This window comes from Serratia sp. CY52157 (genome assembly GCF_052168495.1).
In the GTDB taxonomy this organism is placed as follows: domain Bacteria; phylum Pseudomonadota; class Gammaproteobacteria; order Enterobacterales; family Enterobacteriaceae; genus Serratia; species Serratia ureilytica.
Map to the genome: position 1 here is coordinate 1,135,487 of NZ_JBJNMO010000001.1, position 14,994 is coordinate 1,150,480.

General features: G+C 58.7%; 14 protein-coding genes. 6 read left to right on the top strand and 8 right to left on the bottom strand.

Annotated elements, in window-relative coordinates; all coding sequences use genetic code 11:
- Positions 1-16: 16 nt before the first annotated feature.
- Positions 17-1,933 carry an ATP-dependent DNA helicase gene (locus tag ACJ8IP_RS05405; protein WP_004932318.1) on the bottom strand — a complete coding sequence of 639 codons (1,917 nt, stop codon included), beginning with the start codon at positions 1,931-1,933 and terminating at the stop codon, positions 17-19.
- 133 nt (positions 1,934-2,066) lie between these two features.
- Here ACJ8IP_RS05405 and ACJ8IP_RS05410 point away from each other — a divergent pair, with 133 nt between their 5' ends.
- Positions 2,067-2,411 carry a RidA family protein gene (locus tag ACJ8IP_RS05410; protein WP_004932322.1) on the top strand — a complete coding sequence of 115 codons (345 nt, stop codon included), beginning with the start codon at positions 2,067-2,069 and terminating at the stop codon, positions 2,409-2,411.
- Between the two features lie 61 nt (positions 2,412-2,472).
- On the opposite strand, the gene mdtI is transcribed toward ACJ8IP_RS05410, so the two are convergent.
- The 4 genes from mdtI to zwf form a co-directional block, all read right to left on the bottom strand.
- The gene (gene mdtI / locus ACJ8IP_RS05415; protein WP_016927446.1) at positions 2,473-2,802 is read right to left on the bottom strand and encodes a multidrug/spermidine efflux SMR transporter subunit MdtI; all 330 of its coding nucleotides are present in this window, start codon (positions 2,800-2,802) and stop codon (positions 2,473-2,475) included.
- Positions 2,789-3,157 carry a multidrug/spermidine efflux SMR transporter subunit MdtJ gene (gene mdtJ / locus ACJ8IP_RS05420; protein ID WP_004932327.1) on the bottom strand — a complete coding sequence of 123 codons (369 nt, stop codon included), beginning with the start codon at positions 3,155-3,157 and terminating at the stop codon, positions 2,789-2,791. The genes mdtI and mdtJ overlap by 14 nt, the downstream gene beginning before the upstream one ends.
- 552 nt (positions 3,158-3,709) lie before the next feature.
- Positions 3,710-4,351 (bottom strand): bifunctional 4-hydroxy-2-oxoglutarate aldolase/2-dehydro-3-deoxy-phosphogluconate aldolase, encoded by a 642-nt coding sequence (locus ACJ8IP_RS05425; protein WP_072627514.1) that lies wholly within the window; start codon positions 4,349-4,351, stop codon positions 3,710-3,712.
- Between the two features lie 154 nt (positions 4,352-4,505).
- A complete protein-coding gene (zwf, locus tag ACJ8IP_RS05430) occupies positions 4,506-5,981 on the bottom strand; it encodes a glucose-6-phosphate dehydrogenase (RefSeq protein ID WP_033643346.1) in 1,476 nt (491 codons plus the stop codon).
- 447 nt (positions 5,982-6,428) lie between these two features.
- Here zwf and ACJ8IP_RS05435 point away from each other — a divergent pair, with 447 nt between their 5' ends.
- The 3 genes from ACJ8IP_RS05435 to ACJ8IP_RS05445 all read left to right on the top strand — a co-directional run bounded on the left by ACJ8IP_RS05435 (position 6,429) and on the right by ACJ8IP_RS05445 (position 9,900).
- Positions 6,429-7,301 (top strand): MurR/RpiR family transcriptional regulator, encoded by an 873-nt coding sequence (locus ACJ8IP_RS05435; protein ID WP_033643347.1) that lies wholly within the window; start codon positions 6,429-6,431, stop codon positions 7,299-7,301.
- Positions 7,302-7,491: 190 nt separating this feature from the next.
- Positions 7,492-8,934 carry a pyruvate kinase gene (pyk, locus tag ACJ8IP_RS05440; protein ID WP_019452801.1) on the top strand — a complete coding sequence of 481 codons (1,443 nt, stop codon included), beginning with the start codon at positions 7,492-7,494 and terminating at the stop codon, positions 8,932-8,934.
- 84 nt (positions 8,935-9,018) lie between these two features.
- Entirely contained in the window at positions 9,019-9,900 is an 882-nt protein-coding gene (locus ACJ8IP_RS05445; RefSeq protein WP_033650949.1) for a leucine-rich repeat domain-containing protein, read from the top strand.
- A 49-nt stretch (positions 9,901-9,949) separates the two neighbouring features.
- Here ACJ8IP_RS05445 and lpxM read toward each other — a convergent pair whose 3' ends face one another.
- The 3 genes from lpxM to znuA all read right to left on the bottom strand — a co-directional run bounded on the left by lpxM (position 9,950) and on the right by znuA (position 13,356).
- On the bottom strand, positions 9,950-10,918 hold the full coding sequence (lpxM, locus tag ACJ8IP_RS05450; RefSeq protein WP_042785718.1) for a lauroyl-Kdo(2)-lipid IV(A) myristoyltransferase: 969 nt from the start codon (positions 10,916-10,918) through the stop codon (positions 9,950-9,952).
- Positions 10,919-11,068: 150 nt separating this feature from the next.
- Complete coding sequence (mepM, locus tag ACJ8IP_RS05455; RefSeq protein WP_033643350.1) at positions 11,069-12,391, bottom strand: murein DD-endopeptidase MepM; 1,323 nt, start codon at positions 12,389-12,391, stop codon at positions 11,069-11,071.
- 20 nt (positions 12,392-12,411) lie between these two features.
- Positions 12,412-13,356, bottom strand: coding sequence for a zinc ABC transporter substrate-binding protein ZnuA (gene znuA / locus ACJ8IP_RS05460; RefSeq protein ID WP_116286360.1), 945 nt, complete (start codon positions 13,354-13,356; stop codon positions 12,412-12,414).
- A gap of 78 nt (positions 13,357-13,434) precedes the next feature.
- Here znuA and znuC point away from each other — a divergent pair, with 78 nt between their 5' ends.
- Together znuC and znuB are read left to right on the top strand one after the other, a co-directional pair.
- Complete coding sequence (gene znuC, locus ACJ8IP_RS05465) at positions 13,435-14,193, top strand: zinc ABC transporter ATP-binding protein ZnuC (protein ID WP_004932357.1); 759 nt, start codon at positions 13,435-13,437, stop codon at positions 14,191-14,193.
- Complete coding sequence (gene znuB / locus ACJ8IP_RS05470) at positions 14,190-14,975, top strand: zinc ABC transporter permease subunit ZnuB (RefSeq protein WP_033643351.1); 786 nt, start codon at positions 14,190-14,192, stop codon at positions 14,973-14,975. Before znuC ends, znuB begins: the two co-directional genes overlap by 4 nt.
- Positions 14,976-14,994 lie beyond the last annotated feature (19 nt).

Here is a 14,994-nt window from a genome sequence, read left to right on the forward strand (position 1 = left end):
GTAAGCCCTTCATCTTTCACGTGGCCGACGTATCAGCGGCCTGCAAGAAGGCGATCGCCTGCTTCAGATCGCGGGTACGCGGCGTAGGCGGCAGGCTATTGAGGAACACCTCGCCATAAGGGCGCATCACCAGACGGTTATCGCAGATCACCAGCACGCCGCGATCGTCGGTATCGCGGATCAAACGGCCCACCCCCTGTTTCAGGGTGATGACCGCATCCGGCAACTGCACGTCATTGAACGGATCGCCGCCGCGCAGGCGACAATCTTCAATGCGCGCCTTCAGCAGCGGATCGTCCGGTGAGGTAAACGGCAGCTTATCGATGATCACGCACGACAGCGCATCGCCACGCACGTCCACCCCTTCCCAGAAGCTGCTGGTCGCCACCAACAGCGCGTTACCGGCGGCGACGAACTGTGCCAACAGCTGCCCTTTGCTGGTTTCCCCTTGCAATAAGACCGGCAGCGTCATCGTGGCGCGGAACTCTTCCGCCAGCTCGCGCATCATCTGGTGCGATGTGCACAAGAAGAAGCAGCGGCCGTTGTTGGCTTCGATTAATGGGCGCAGCATGCGCGCCAGCTGGCGCGCCCCGCCGGGCTGATTCGGCGAAGGCAAAAAGCGCGGCACGCACAGCAACGCCTGTTTGGCATAGTCGAACGGGCTCGGCAACAGCAGCGTTTTGGCCTTGGTCAACCCCAGCCGTTCGGTGAAGTGACCCAACTGATCGTTGACCGACAGCGTGGCCGAGGTAAAGATCCAGCTGCCCGGCTTCTCGTCCAGCATTTCGCGGAAACGATCGGCCACCGTCAGCGGCGTCAGCGCCAACACGAAGTGGCGCGAATTGCACTCATACCAATAGCTGTAGCCCGGTTCCGTCACCGCCTTGAGGCGTTTGAGACGCGCGCGGTACAGCGTGGCGCGCTCAAAGGCGGCGTCCAGCAACGCCGAACGCCCCAGCGACAGTTTCATGACGTCATAACACAGCTCCAGCGCGTCATCGAGCAGCAACAAAGCGCGCTGCACGTTCGGTTCGCCGAGCACATCCCGCAGGTTGCCGCGAAAACCCGGCTCCCCCAGATTCAGACGGAAATCTTGCGTGCTCAGGCTGAGACGGTCGGCGCTTTTTTGCAGTTGGGCGGCATCGCGCACCTCGGTGCGGTAGGCGATGGTGATGTCCTTCGCCAGATCCAGCAGTTGGCGGCTGGTGAGCTGCTGGCCGAAATACTGGCTGGCGATGTCGGGAATTTGGTGCGCCTCATCGAAAATCATCACCTCGGCTTCCGGGATCAGCTCGGCGAAGCCGCCCTCTTTCACCACCATATCCGCCAGGAACAGGTGATGGTTCACCACCACCACATCCGCATCCATCGCGCGGCGGCGCGCTTTGACCACGAAGCAATCCTGATACAGCGGGCAGTCGCTGCCGAGACAGTTGTCATTGGTGCTGGTCACCAATGGCCAGACGAAGCTGTCTTCCGCCACTTCGCTGCAGGTGCTGATATCACCCTCTTTGGTCTGCGACGACCACTTGCGCAGTTGCACCAGATCGATCAACGTCTGCCCCGCCAGCTCCCCCCCGGCCATCGACTGTTGCTCAAGACGCTCCAGACACAGGTAGTTGGAGCGCCCCTTCAGCAGCGCCAGCTTGCCTTTGTACTTCAGCGCCTTGGCGACGGTGGGCAGATCGCGCGCATACAGCTGATCCTGCAGCGCTTTCGAACCGGTGGAGATGATCACTTTGCGATCGGCACGCAGCGCCGGCGCCAGATAAGCGAAGGTTTTGCCGGTGCCGGTGCCGGCTTCCACCACCAGTTCCTGCTTGAAATTGATCGCTTCGGTAACGGCTTGCGCCATCTGCCGCTGCGGCTCACGCGGTTTGAATCCCTTGATAGCCTGCGCCAATGCGCCGTCTGTTGCAAAATCGTCTGTCACGCTGTCTCTCTGCCGGTGTCATTCAGCGGTGATTATGCCAAGCCTGCCGCCCGGCTACCACCCACTTTATCGCCGCGCTTTTTCATCACCGGCTGTGCTACCCTTAGCGGGACTATGATATGGAGATAAGCAAATGAATATCGAAAGAATTGATCCCGATCAGCGCTGGTCCGAAGCCGTGGTGCACAACGAGACCGTTTACTACACCAGCGTGCCGGAGAATCTGGACGATGACGCGACCGCGCAGACCGCCAACGCCCTTGCCGCCATCGACGTGCTGCTGGAACGTGTAGGGTCGGACAAAAGCCGTATTCTGGATGCCACCATCTTCCTGGCCAATACCGCCGACTTCGCCGCGATGAACGCCGCCTGGGACGCCTGGGTCGTCGCCGGCAGCGCGCCGGTGCGCTGCACCGTGCAGGCTCAGCTGATGAATCCGAAGTACAAGGTGGAAATCAAAATCATCGCCGCGCTGTAAGCCACGCGCAGACGAAAAAAAACCGCAGACGGCAACGCCTGCGGTTTTTTATTGCCCGCTATCAGGACAGTTTGAGGATCACCATCCCCGTCAACAGCAGCGCCAGGCCAATCCAGCCTTTGGCGTTCAACCGCTGGCCGAACATGATCCAGCCTGCGGCGATGGTGGCGGCGATACCGAAACCGCCCCATAACGCGTAAGCGATTGACAAATCGATGCCCTTTACCGCCTGCGCCAGGGCGCTGAACGCACCGAGTACCGACAGCAGCGACAGCAATCCCAGCCAAATTTTACGGAAACCGTCCGACATCTTCAGGAAGATGTTGGCGATGATTTCCAGCACGATGGCCAATCCCAGGAACCCAATGTGGTACAACTCAAACTGTTGCATGGTTGTCACCTCGCGGGCTGACCTGTTTTCGCTCTTTGCGGGTACCGGATTTCACCAGCATGATACCGGCGATCAGCGTAGCCAGACCCAGTACCTTCAGCGCCGAAATGGGCTCGTCGAACCACAGCACGCTGAACAGGGTAATGAACAGAATGCCGATACCTTCCCACAGCGCATAAGCCACGCCCAACGCCACGCGTTTTACCGCTACTGACAGCAACACATAAGACGCGGTGATCATCACGTACATCACGATATGCCCGATCATGCCGCCATTGACGCTGGCGTATTTCATCGACAAGGTGCCGATGATCTCGGTCATGATGGCCAAACCTAAAAAGATCCAATAAATCATAATTTTTCTCCCAAACGGCGAATAACGCGCGCCAAGGCATATTTATCCCGATTTATCTCGTCGAACGGCCGCAGTACGGCGCGCAAGACGCAGAGATCCCTGGGGATAAACTGACCCAAACGCAAAAAGAATGTTTGCCCGGCTGAACGGTAGAGCGAAGGCGTAAGCCCGCTACCAGCACCGGTTAAGGGAGAAAGACGCTATAGCTCGCTGCACCAGTGATGCTCACTGGCAAGGATCGCAGACAGGAAGAGTTGGCACGTAGAGGTTCTGAGGGTAGTTCCGTTAATAGTCATCATAATAGTTCTCTATTATCAGCCGCACACCGTGCGATTTGCCCAATATCCTCATAAAAGTAAAATTTTCAACTGAGATATTTTTACCACAGCCCAAATAAGAAAGCAAACTGCCGTTTTCATAAAAAAGCAGAAAAAAACGGGTTAAAAATAAGAAAGTTAATCGCGATAAAAATTAAAAAAGGCCCAACGGAGCGTTGAGCCTTGCGATATCCGCGGGTGAGCAAATAAGCGCCAACCCCAGGCCTGGCGCGGGTTACAACGCGGCGCCGCTGACGGCGCTGCGCGCCAGTTCAGTGATGCGCGCGTAGTCGCCGCTTTCGAGCGCATCGGCCGGCACCAGCCAGGAGCCGCCGATGCACAGCACGCTTTTTAGCGCCAGATAATCGCGGTAATTGTTCGGCGTAATGCCGCCGGTCGGGCAAAAGCGCACCTGCGGGAACGGGCCACCGATCGCCTGCAGCGCCTTCACGCCGCCGTTGGCTTCCGCCGGGAAGAATTTGAATTCGCGCAGGCCGTAATCCATGCCCAGCATCAGTTCAGAGACGGTGCTGATGCCCGGGATCAACGGGATTGACCCCGTCGTCGCCGCCTGCAGCAAAGCGTCGGTCAGCCCCGGGCTGATGGCGAACTGCGCCCCGGCCCCGGTCACCTCCCGCAGCTGCTGTGGATTGATCACCGTACCGGCGCCGATGATCGCCTCCGGCACCTCTTTGGCGATAGCGCGAATAGCCTCCAGCGCACAGGCGGTGCGCAGCGTCACCTCCAGTACCCGCACGCCGCCGGCAACCAACGCTTTCGCCAGCGGCACCGCCTGCTCCAGCGTGTTGATCACGATAACAGGCACCACCGGCCCCGCCGTCAGGATCTGTTCAGCGCTGGTTTTCCAGTTTTTCATCATTCTTTCTCCATTACTCGCGGTTAACAATGGCACGCCCCTGCCACAGGGCTCCGCGCAAACGCGCGAACGTCCGGCCGTACCGTAAGTGATGTGGCCCACGCGCAGATCGCAGGCAAAAAAAAGCCGGCAGACGGGCTGCCGGCATTGCGCATTACTCGAACTCGTTCCAGGAACGGCCGTCGCGGGTGATCATCGCCACCGAGGCCACCGGCCCCCAGGTGCCCGCCTGATAAGGCTTAGGCGCTTCGTTGTCGGCTTTCCACGCGTCCATGATGGAGTCGACCCACTTCCAGGCCTCTTCCACTTCGTCACGGCGCACGAACAGCGCCTGAATGCCGCGCATGGTCTCCAGCAGCAGGCGCTCGTAGGCGTCCGCCACGTGCTCCTGGTTGAAGGTTTCCGAGAAACTCAGATCCAGCTTGGTAGTCTGCAGGCGGTGCTTGTGATCCAGCCCCGGCACCTTATTCAACACCTGAATTTCGATGCCTTCGTCCGGTTGCAAACGAATGGTCAGCTTGTTTTGCGGCAGCTGCTGATAAGAGTCGCTGAACAGGTTAAGCGGCGGATTCTTGAAGTACACCACCACTTCCGAGCATTTGGTCGGCAGACGTTTACCGGTACGCAGATAGAACGGCACCCCGGCCCATTGCCAGTTGTCGATGTCCACGCGGATGGAAACGAAGGTCTCGGTGCTGCTGCTCTTGTTCGCCCCTTCTTCTTCCAGATACCCCGGCACTTTCTTGCCCTGAACGAAACCGGCGGTGTACTGACCGCGCACGGTGGTTTCCCGTACATTGGTCTGATCGATGCGGCGCAGCGAACGCAGCACCTTCACCTTCTCGTCGCGGATGCGGTCGGTGGTCAGATCCGCCGGCGGCGACATGGCGATCATGGTCAGGATCTGCAGCAGGTGGTTCTGGATCATGTCGCGCATTTGGCCGGCCTGATCGAAGTAGCCCCAGCGCCCTTCGATGCCCACCTCTTCCGCCACGGTGATCTGCACCGAATCGATGGTGCGGTTGTCCCAGTTGGACGCGAACAGCGAGTTGGCGAAACGCAGCGCCAACAGGTTCAACACCGTCTCTTTGCCGAGGTAGTGGTCGATGCGGTAGACCTGGGACTCGTTGAAGAACTCCGCCACCTGATCGTTGATCACGCGGGAGGACGCCAGATCGGTGCCCAACGGTTTTTCCATCACCACGCGCGCCGGCTCATGGTTCAGCTTGGCTTCGCCCAACCCTTTGCAGATGGCGCCGAAGGTGCTTGGCGGCATGGCGAAGTAGTTGATGGTGGTGCGGTGCTTCTGATCCAGCATTTTACCGAGTTTGGTAAAGTTCTTGCTGTCGTTGACGTCCAGGTTGCAGAAGTCCAGGCGCGCGCTCAGCGTGGCCCAGAGTTCGTCATCCAGTTTTTCCTTCATGAAGGTGCCAAGCGCTTCCTTGACCACTTCGGTATAGGCTTTTTTATCCCACTCCGCGCGGCCGACGCCGATGATCCGCGTATCCGGGTGGATGTGTCCGGCTTTCTCTAACTGGTACAGGGAAGGCAGCAGCTTACGGCGCGCCAAATCACCTTTCGCGCCGAAAATAACCAGGTCACACGCCTGGGCTGTAGAGGTTACCGCCATGTTCATCTCCTCGTTGCAGGATATTTGTAATTTTCTTACATTACTAATGTACTCTGTTTGACTACGGCCAGCAAACCCGGCGCAGAAGCAGAAAAAAGACGTAAAGATCTCAGTGGTAGCGCCACTGCGCGCCGGCGCCCTCACAGGCGGGCAAAACTGTAATTTTTCGTCTTTTTTGACGCTCTGTTACCATTATGAAAGTTAGACACAGGTCATATTCTGGTGAAAAAAGCCTGCATACGTCCTGTCGAGACTGCCAACGGTTACCAGCACGTAGTATATTTTCACTAAACTGGCATTGATTTCTCCTTTGTTTGCAATCGACATACCCTATCGATTTCAGGTTACAGCCGCTCGTTTGGCGTCTGCTTGCACGGCGAACACGGGCGAAATTCGGCGCTGTTGCTTGAAAGCCACAGGGATAAAACCATGAGTGACTCTCGTTATATGAATACGCTGGACAAAATCCAGAGCCATCTGGAGCTCCTGAGCAAATCTGAAAGGAAAGTCGCCGAGGTGATCCTGGCCTCCCCGCAGACCGCCATTCACTCCAGCATCGCCACGCTGGCGCGCATGGCCGACGTCAGCGAACCCACCGTCAACCGTTTTTGCCGTCGCCTTGATACCAAAGGCTTTCCCGACTTCAAACTGCATCTCGCCCAAAGCCTGGCTAACGGCACGCCCTACGTGAACCGCAACGTCGAGGAGGATGACAGCGTCGATTCCTACACCAGCAAGATCTTCGAATCGGTGATGGCCAGCCTGGATACAGTAAAGGCAAATTTGGATATTGCCGCAATCAATCGTGCGGTTGACCTGCTCACCCAGGCAAAAAAGATCTCTTTCTTCGGTCTGGGCGCCTCCGCCGCCGTGGCCCACGACGCGATGAACAAATTTTTCCGCTTCAATATTCCGGTGGTCTACTTCGATGACATCGTCATGCAGCGCATGAGCTGCATGAACTCCGGCGAGGGCGACGTGGTGGTGTTGATCTCTCACACCGGCCGCACCAAGAACCTGGTGGAAATGGCCCACCTGGCGCGAGAAAACGACGCCACGGTACTGGCTATCACCTCGCGCGACACCCCGCTCGCCCAGGCGGCGACCCTCGCGTTGCTGCTCGACGTGCCTGAAGACACCGACGTTTACATGCCGATGGTGTCGCGGATCGCGCAATTAACGCTCATTGACGTGCTCGCCACCGGATTTACCTTGCGCAGAGGGGCTAAATTCAGAGATAACTTGAAGCGGGTCAAAGAAGCGCTCAAAGAATCGCGCTTTGATAAAGGCGTAGTCATTCCCAACAGTTTTGACTCGTAACCCGACGAAGAAAAAAGTCGCCGTTCAACAGACATTTGAATGGCGACATCAGAGGCTGTACCCTGTTAATACGCTCATGCGGGTAACCCGGGTGAAATATCAGTGTTGTAAAATTACATTTCACGCCTGGTTTCGTTATCCGACGTTATCGCAACACCAATATTTGCTTCACCAGTCAACGGAGTAATACATGTCCAGACGGCTCAGAAGAACCAAAATCGTTACCACCCTGGGTCCGGCTACAGACCGCGACAATAATCTGGAAAAGATCATTGCCGCCGGCGCCAACGTAGTTCGGCTTAACTTCTCCCACGGCAGCCCGGAAGATCACCAGGCTCGCGCAGACAAAGTTCGCGAAATCGCTGCCAAACTGGGACGTCACGTCGCTATCCTCGGCGATCTGCAAGGGCCGAAAATCCGCGTTTCCACCTTCAAGGAAGGCAAAATCTTCCTCAACGTGGGCGATAAATTCCTGCTGGACGCCAACCTGTCAAAAGGCGAAGGCGATAAAGAAAAAGTCGGTATCGACTATAAAGGCCTGCCTGCCGACGTCGTGCCGGGCGACGTCTTGCTGCTCGACGACGGCCGCGTTCAGCTGAAAGTGCTCGAAGTTCAGGGCATGAAAGTGTTTACCGAAGTGACTGTTGGCGGCCCGTTGTCCAACAACAAGGGCATCAACAAACTCGGCGGCGGCCTGTCGGCCGAAGCGCTGACCGAAAAAGACAAGGCGGACATCGTCACCGCCGCCAAGATCGGCGTCGACTACCTGGCGGTCTCCTTCCCGCGCACCGGTGAAGACCTGAACTATGCTCGCCGCCTGGCGCGCGACGCAGGCTGCAACGCCAAGATCGTGTCCAAGGTTGAGCGCGCCGAAGCAGTCTGCAGCGACGAAGCGATGGACGACATCATTCTGGCCTCCGACGTGGTGATGGTCGCCCGTGGCGATCTGGGCGTCGAAATCGGCGATCCGGAGCTGGTCGGGATCCAGAAGAAACTGATCCGCCGCGCCCGTACTCTGAACCGCGCGGTGATCACCGCGACTCAGATGATGGAGTCGATGATCACCAACCCGATGCCGACCCGCGCCGAAGTCATGGACGTGGCCAACGCCGTGCTGGACGGCACCGACGCCGTCATGCTGTCGGCGGAAACCGCTGCCGGCCAATACCCGGCGGAAACCGTGGCGGCGATGGCGCGCGTTTGTCTGGGCGCCGAGAAGATCCCGAGCATCAACGTTTCCAAACACCGTCTGGACGTGCAGTTCGACAATATCGAAGAGGCGATCGCCATGTCTTCGATGTATGCGGCCAACCACCTGAAAGGCGTCACCGCGCTGATCGCCATGACCGAGTCCGGCCGCACCGCGCTGATGATGTCACGCATCAGCTCCGGCCTGCCGATCTTCGCCATGTCGCGGCATGAGCACACGCTTAACCTGACCGCACTGTATCGCGGCGTGACGCCGGTGTATTTCGACAGCCATAAAGACGGCGTCATCGCCGCCAACGAAGCCGTCAATCGCCTGCGCGACAAAGGCTTCCTGGTCTCCGGCGATCTGGTGATCGTCACCCAGGGCGACGTGATGGAAACCGTCGGCACCACCAATACCAGCCGTATCCTGCGCGTCGAGTAATTCACGCCGCAGACGAAATGCCGGCCGGCTCACCTAGGCCGGCATTTTTTTTGCTCTGACACTGCCATTACAACGGAGAACGCCATGCTCCACCAGCACAATCCCGCCTCGACCTGTGATGAGCTCGAGCTCGATGGACGCGGCCTGACGCAGCTCGACGAATCGCTGTTTGCCGGCCACGCGCTGCGCAAGGTCAGCCTGTACAACAATCAGCTGACGGCCTTCCCTACTCCCCTATTCCGGCACCAGAATCTGCGGGTGCTGAACATCTCTTGCAATCAGCTCGACCGTCTGCCGCCGGAGATTGGTCAGTTGCAACAGCTCGAGATGTTCGATTTTGGTCACAACCGCGCGAGCGAACTGCCTGAAACATTGGGGCGACTGCACCGGCTGAAATACCTCTACCTGAGCGATAACGGCTTTAGCGACCTGCCACGTGCGCTGGCGCAACTGCAGCAGTTGGTTTACCTCAACGCGACCGATAACCAGCTGACCGCCTTGCCGCAGGCAATACCGAGGCTGGCGGCGTTGCAGGAGCTGCGTTTATACAACAATCGCATCCGCAGCCTGCCCGGCGAAATCGGGCAACTGCGCGCGCTGCGCGAGTTGCATATCATGAAAAATGCCCTGACCACGCTGCCGGCGGAAATGGCTCTGCTCGGCGAGCTTGAAATACTCGATGCGGCCAACAATGCCATCACCGAACTGCCGGCAGCCTTCTGCCGCCTGCCGCGATTGAGCGAGCTGAACCTGCGTTTTAATCAACTGACGCGCCTGCCGGAAAATATCGGTGAGCTCACGGCGCTGAGAAGTCTGGATCTGCGCGCCAACCGCCTGAGCGATCTGCCGGAAAGCCTCGGTGAACTGAGCCGGCTGCGCAAGCTGGATCTGCGCTGGAATGATTTCACCCACACGCCCAACGTCATTGAGATCCTGCGGGCGCGCGGCTGTATGGTGCACATCTGAAGTGACGCCGGCCAGGGTGTGGCCCGACCGGCGTTAGCGGTAGATAGGATTAACGATACAGATCGTCGCGCGAGTAGGGTTCAATCTCCCCTTCCTTGCGCGTCTTCAACAGTTTGAGGATCCAGGTGTACTGCTCAGGGTTCGGGCCCACCAGATTCTCCACCTCTTCGTTCATGCGGCGGGCAATGCGCGGATCGTCCGCTTCGGCCAGATCGTCCATCGGCTCGCGAATATAAATATCCAGCATGCTGGTTTTGCCGTCGTACACCGGGAACAACGGCACGATCGCCGCACGACACACTTTCATCAATCGCCCGACCGCCGGCAACGTCGCCTTATAGGTGGCGAAGAAGTCGACAAACTCACTGTGCTCAGCGCCGTGATCCTGATCGGGCAGATAGTAACCCCAATATCCCTGGCGAACCGAACTGATAAACGGTTTGATGCCGTCATTGCGCGCGTGCATGCGGCCGCCGAATTTACGACGCACGGCATTCCACAGGTAGTCGATCAGCTGATTGCGCTGATTGTGGAACATCGCCGCCATCGGTTGACCGCGCGCGGCCATCAACATCGCCGGCACATCCACCGCCCAGCCATGTGGCACCAGGAAAATCACGTTGCGCCCTTCCGCGCGGATCTTGTCCAACACCTCTTCACCGTGCCAACGCACGCGCTTGAGCACTTTTTCCGGTTTGGTGCAGGCCAGTTCCGCCATCAGCACCATCGACTGCGGCGCACAGGCGAACATCTGGTCGATAATGTGCTCACGCTCGCTTTCCGGCAGTTCCGGCAAGCAATACAGCAGGTTGATGCGGGCACGACGACGCGCCCCTTTCGCCAGCTTGCCGGCCAGTGTGCCGATCGCCCCCAGCACCGGATCGCGCAGGCGCGCAGGCACCAGAGAAACGCCGGCCATCAGGCCGGTTCCCAGCCACACGCCCCAGTAGCGCGGGTATAAAAAGGCTTTTTGAAACTGCGGGATGAACTCTACGTTCGATTTCTTCTCGTTTTGCATGCACATGCTCTTCGCTTAGCAATTCGGCTAATCATAATTGCCATCACCAATTTTGCAATTAACAACCGCGAACCGCCCAGATAAAACAGCATCGGCCCGCAATCAGGCCGATGAAATTAACGGCGCCGGAGCGCCGGAATAAGGGGGACGTTAATCCAGTTGCAGCTGAGGAACCACTTCCTTCACCTGCGCCAGATAATCGCTGCGGTCTTTGCCGCTCAGGCCTTCGGAACGCGGCAGCTTGGCCGTCAGCGGGTTCACCGCCTGTTGACCGGTCCACAGTTCAAAGTGCAGGTGCGGCCCGGTGGAACGGCCGGTGTTGCCGGAGAGCGCTATGCGATCGCCACGCTTCACCTTCTGGCCCGGTTTCACCAGCAGCTTTTTCAGGTGCATGTAGCGCGTGGTGTATTGGCGGCCGTGGCGGATCGCCACATAGTTGCCCGCTGCGCCGCTGCGCTTGGCGATCACTACCTCGCCGTCGCCGACCGCCAGCACCGGCGTGCCGACCGGCATGGCAAAATCGACGCCTTTGTGCGGCGCCACGCGGCCGGTCACCGGGTTCACTCGGCGCGGGTTGAAGTTGGAGGAGATGCGGAACTGTTTCATGGTCGGGAAACGCATGAAGCCGCGCGCCAGGCCAGAGCCCTGGCGATCGTAGAACTTGCCGTCCTCGGCGCGGATCGCATAGTAATCTTTGCCGCCCGTGCGCAGACGCACGCCCAACAGTTGGCTTTGCGATTTCTTGCCGTCGAAATGTTCGCGCGACATCAGCACGGAGAACTGATCGCCCTTGCGCAGTTTGCGGAAATCGAGCTGCCATTGCAGCGCCTTGATCACCGCATTGATTTCGTTACGGCTCAACCCGGCGTCGCCGGCGCTGCTGACGAAGCTGCCGTTAACGCGGCCGCTGATCACGTTGTTGCGCCATTCGCCCTGCTGCGCCTCTTTCGACTCTTTGAAGCTGTTGCCGACGCGATCGTAGGTGCGGGTTTCGCGACGAGAAACTTCCCAGGTCAACTGCTGCAGATCGCCCGCTTCGTTCACGGTCCACGACAGCTGTTGGCCGATCTTCAGGTTGCGCAGATCGCGGTTTTGCGAAGCCAGCAGCGTGACATCCGACATATCGATGCCGTACTGCGTCAGAATGCTGCCGAGGGTATCGCCGGTGGAAACCACATATTCATGCACGCCATCATCGCCGGCATCCTTCTGGTCCAGCTCATCCTGCGGGATTTCATCATCGGGGGTGGGTTGGTCGGCATCTATCGGTTCACTGGCTTCGGGGAGCAATGACCGCAACTGGCTAGATTCTAACTCGACGCTCTTGGCGATGGGATTGTGTTCTGGGTGGTAAACAAAAGGCCGCCAAACAGCGACGGCCAATGTGACGACTGTCAGCGACCCCAGCATGACGCGGTGGGGCCGTGGCAGGTTGTTATACGCCAGAGCGATAGTTCGGACTATCTGCTGCACTCGATATTATCCTCATAAGCTTACTTCAGGCAGCTCACGTACTGGCTTGACAGCTGTGTCAGGAATTTCCCGTAGCTGTCCTTCCCCAGCGCGATGCCGATGCCCAGCGGGTCCAGCGTTCCGGAACGCACAGTGGTACCCTTGGCGACGGCATTGATTACGGCCGGCCTGAATTGTGGCTCAGCAAAAACGCATACCGCTTTCTGCTCAACCAACTGTGTTCGAATTTGGTGTAGGCGCTGTGCTCCAGGCTGAATTTCGGGATTGACGGTGAAATGGCCCAGCGGACTCAAACCGTAGTGTTTCTCAAAGTAGCCGTAAGCATCATGAAAAACAAAATAACCCTTACCTTGCACAGGCGTAAGCATGTTACCAACATTTTTGTCAGTTTGCGTCAGCAGATTCTCGAACTGGCGCAGGTTTGCGTCTAATTTGTCCTTATTTTGCGGCATAAGTTCCAACAATCTGTCGTGAATCGCGATCGCGGTCACTTTTGCCACCTCCGGCGACAGCCAAACGTGCATATTGTACTCGCCGTGATGATGCCCATGATCGTCATCAGCATGGTTATGCGCATCGCCTGCATGATCATGATCGTCGTCATCTTCGCCTTTCATCAGCAGCGGCTTCACCGCGGGCAGTTCGCTGATGGCGAGTTTGCGGGTTGCCGAGATAGGCACCAGCGCCTTGGTCAGGAACGCTTCCATGTCCGGTCCGACCCACAGCACCAGGTCGGCAGAACGCAAACGCTGAATATCGGAAGGCCGCAGCGCGAAGTCGTGCGGCGAAGCGCCATCCGGCAGCAGCACCTCGGTCGGCGTCACGCCGTCGGCGATAGCCGAAGCGATAAAGCCCAGCGGACGAATCGTCGTCACCACCGCCGCGGAAGCGCTGCTCAGCGGGCCGGCCATCACGAGTGCGCTGGCCAGCAGCGTGCGCTGCAGCCATTTATTTTTCTGTGCCATCATCAGTAATCCCATCGTTTTCATCAACAAGGCGTGATATTATAACATTCGCTTCGTTCTGCAACCTGTAATCTCGAGATGTCTACACTGATAACGCTAAAAAATATCTCCGTCGCCTTCGGCAGCCGCAAGGTGCTGTCGAATATTTCCCTCAGCCTGCAGCCCGGCCGTATTCTCACCCTGCTGGGCCCGAACGGCGCGGGTAAATCCACGCTGGTGCGCGTAGTGCTGGGATTGGTAAAACCGACCGCCGGCACGCTGGAGCGTGAGCCCGATCTGCGCATCGGCTACGTGCCGCAAAAGCTGCACCTCGACGCTACCCTGCCATTGACCGTCAGCCGCTTTATGCGTCTGAAGCCGGGCGTAAAGAAAGCCGACATTCTGCCAGCGCTCAAACGCGTGCACGCCGCCCACCTGCTCGACCAGCCCATGCAAAAGCTCTCCGGCGGCGAAAACCAGCGCGTGCTGCTGGCGCGAGCGCTGCTGAATAAACCGCAGCTACTGGTGCTGGACGAACCCACGCAAGGGGTGGACGTCAACGGCCAGCTGGCGCTGTACGATCTGATCGATCAGCTGCGTAAAGAGCTGGGCTGCGCCGTGCTGATGGTCTCGCACGATCTACATCTGGTGATGGCGAAAACCGACGAGGTGTTGTGCCTCAATCAGCACATCTGCTGCTCCGGGGCGCCGGAGGTGGTGTCGATGCATCCCGAATTCATCGCCATGTTCGGCAACCGCGGCGCAGAGCAGCTGGCGGTGTATCGCCACCACCACAACCACCGCCACGATCTGCAGGGAAGAATTGTCTTGAAGAAAACCGGGAGCCGCGAAGCATGATTGAACTGTTACTTCCCGGCTGGCTGGCCGGCGTGTTGTTGGCCGGCGCCGCCGGGCCGCTGGGCTCCTTTGTGGTCTGGCGCCGCATGTCCTACTTCGGCGATACCCTGGCGCACGCCTCGCTGCTCGGCGTCGCCTTTGGTCTGCTGCTCGACATTAACCCCTTCTATGCGGTGATCGCCATTACGCTGCTGCTGGCTCTGGCCTTGGTGTGGCTGGAACGTCGCCCGCAGCTTTCGGTGGATACCCTGCTCGGCATTCTGGCCCACAGCGCCCTGTCGCTGGGGCTGGTGGTGGTGGCGCTGATGTCTAACGTGCGGGTCGATCTGATGGCCTATCTGTTCGGCGATCTGCTGTCGGTCACGCTGAGCGACATCGTGATGATCGCCGGCGGCGTCGCCGTGGTGCTGTTGGTGCTGTGGTGGCAGTGGCGCGATCTGCTGTCGATGACCATCAGCCCTGAGCTGGCGCACGTCGACGGCGTCAATCTGGCGCGGGCGCGCACCGTGCTGATGCTGGTCACCGCCTTGACCATCGGTCTGGCGATGAAATTCGTCGGCGCGCTGATCATCACCTCGCTGCTGATCATTCCGGCGGCCACCGCTCGCCGCTTCGCGCGCACGCCGGAGCAGATGGCGGGCATCGCGGTGCTGCTCGGGATGGTGGCGGTTACCGGTGGCCTGACCTTCTCGGCGTTTTACGATACGCCTGCCGGCCCTTCGGTGGTGCTCTGCGCCGCCGTGCTGTTCACGCTGAGCCTGTTTAAAAAACAGCAGGCTTGATTAAAGCCGAGATATGACA

Excerpts from the sequence above, each read along its gene's own strand:
- ACJ8IP_RS05410 (WP_004932322.1), top strand. The coding sequence starts at position 2,067 with ATGAATATCGAAAGAATTGATCCCGATCAGCGCTGGTCCGAAGCCGTG.
- mdtI (WP_016927446.1), bottom strand. The coding sequence starts at position 2,802 with ATGCAACAGTTTGAGTTGTACCACATTGGGTTCCTGGGATTGGCCATC.
- mdtJ (WP_004932327.1), bottom strand. The coding sequence starts at position 3,157 with ATGATTTATTGGATCTTTTTAGGTTTGGCCATCATGACCGAGATCATC.
- ACJ8IP_RS05425 (WP_072627514.1), bottom strand. The coding sequence starts at position 4,351 with ATGAAAAACTGGAAAACCAGCGCTGAACAGATCCTGACGGCGGGGCCG.
- zwf (WP_033643346.1), bottom strand. The coding sequence starts at position 5,981 with ATGGCGGTAACCTCTACAGCCCAGGCGTGTGACCTGGTTATTTTCGGC.
- ACJ8IP_RS05435 (WP_033643347.1), top strand. The coding sequence starts at position 6,429 with ATGAATACGCTGGACAAAATCCAGAGCCATCTGGAGCTCCTGAGCAAA.
- pyk (WP_019452801.1), top strand. The coding sequence starts at position 7,492 with ATGTCCAGACGGCTCAGAAGAACCAAAATCGTTACCACCCTGGGTCCG.
- ACJ8IP_RS05445 (WP_033650949.1), top strand. The coding sequence starts at position 9,019 with ATGCTCCACCAGCACAATCCCGCCTCGACCTGTGATGAGCTCGAGCTC.
- lpxM (WP_042785718.1), bottom strand. The coding sequence starts at position 10,918 with ATGCAAAACGAGAAGAAATCGAACGTAGAGTTCATCCCGCAGTTTCAA.
- znuA (WP_116286360.1), bottom strand. The coding sequence starts at position 13,356 with ATGGCACAGAAAAATAAATGGCTGCAGCGCACGCTGCTGGCCAGCGCA.
- znuC (WP_004932357.1), top strand. The coding sequence starts at position 13,435 with ATGTCTACACTGATAACGCTAAAAAATATCTCCGTCGCCTTCGGCAGC.
- znuB (WP_033643351.1), top strand. The coding sequence starts at position 14,190 with ATGATTGAACTGTTACTTCCCGGCTGGCTGGCCGGCGTGTTGTTGGCC.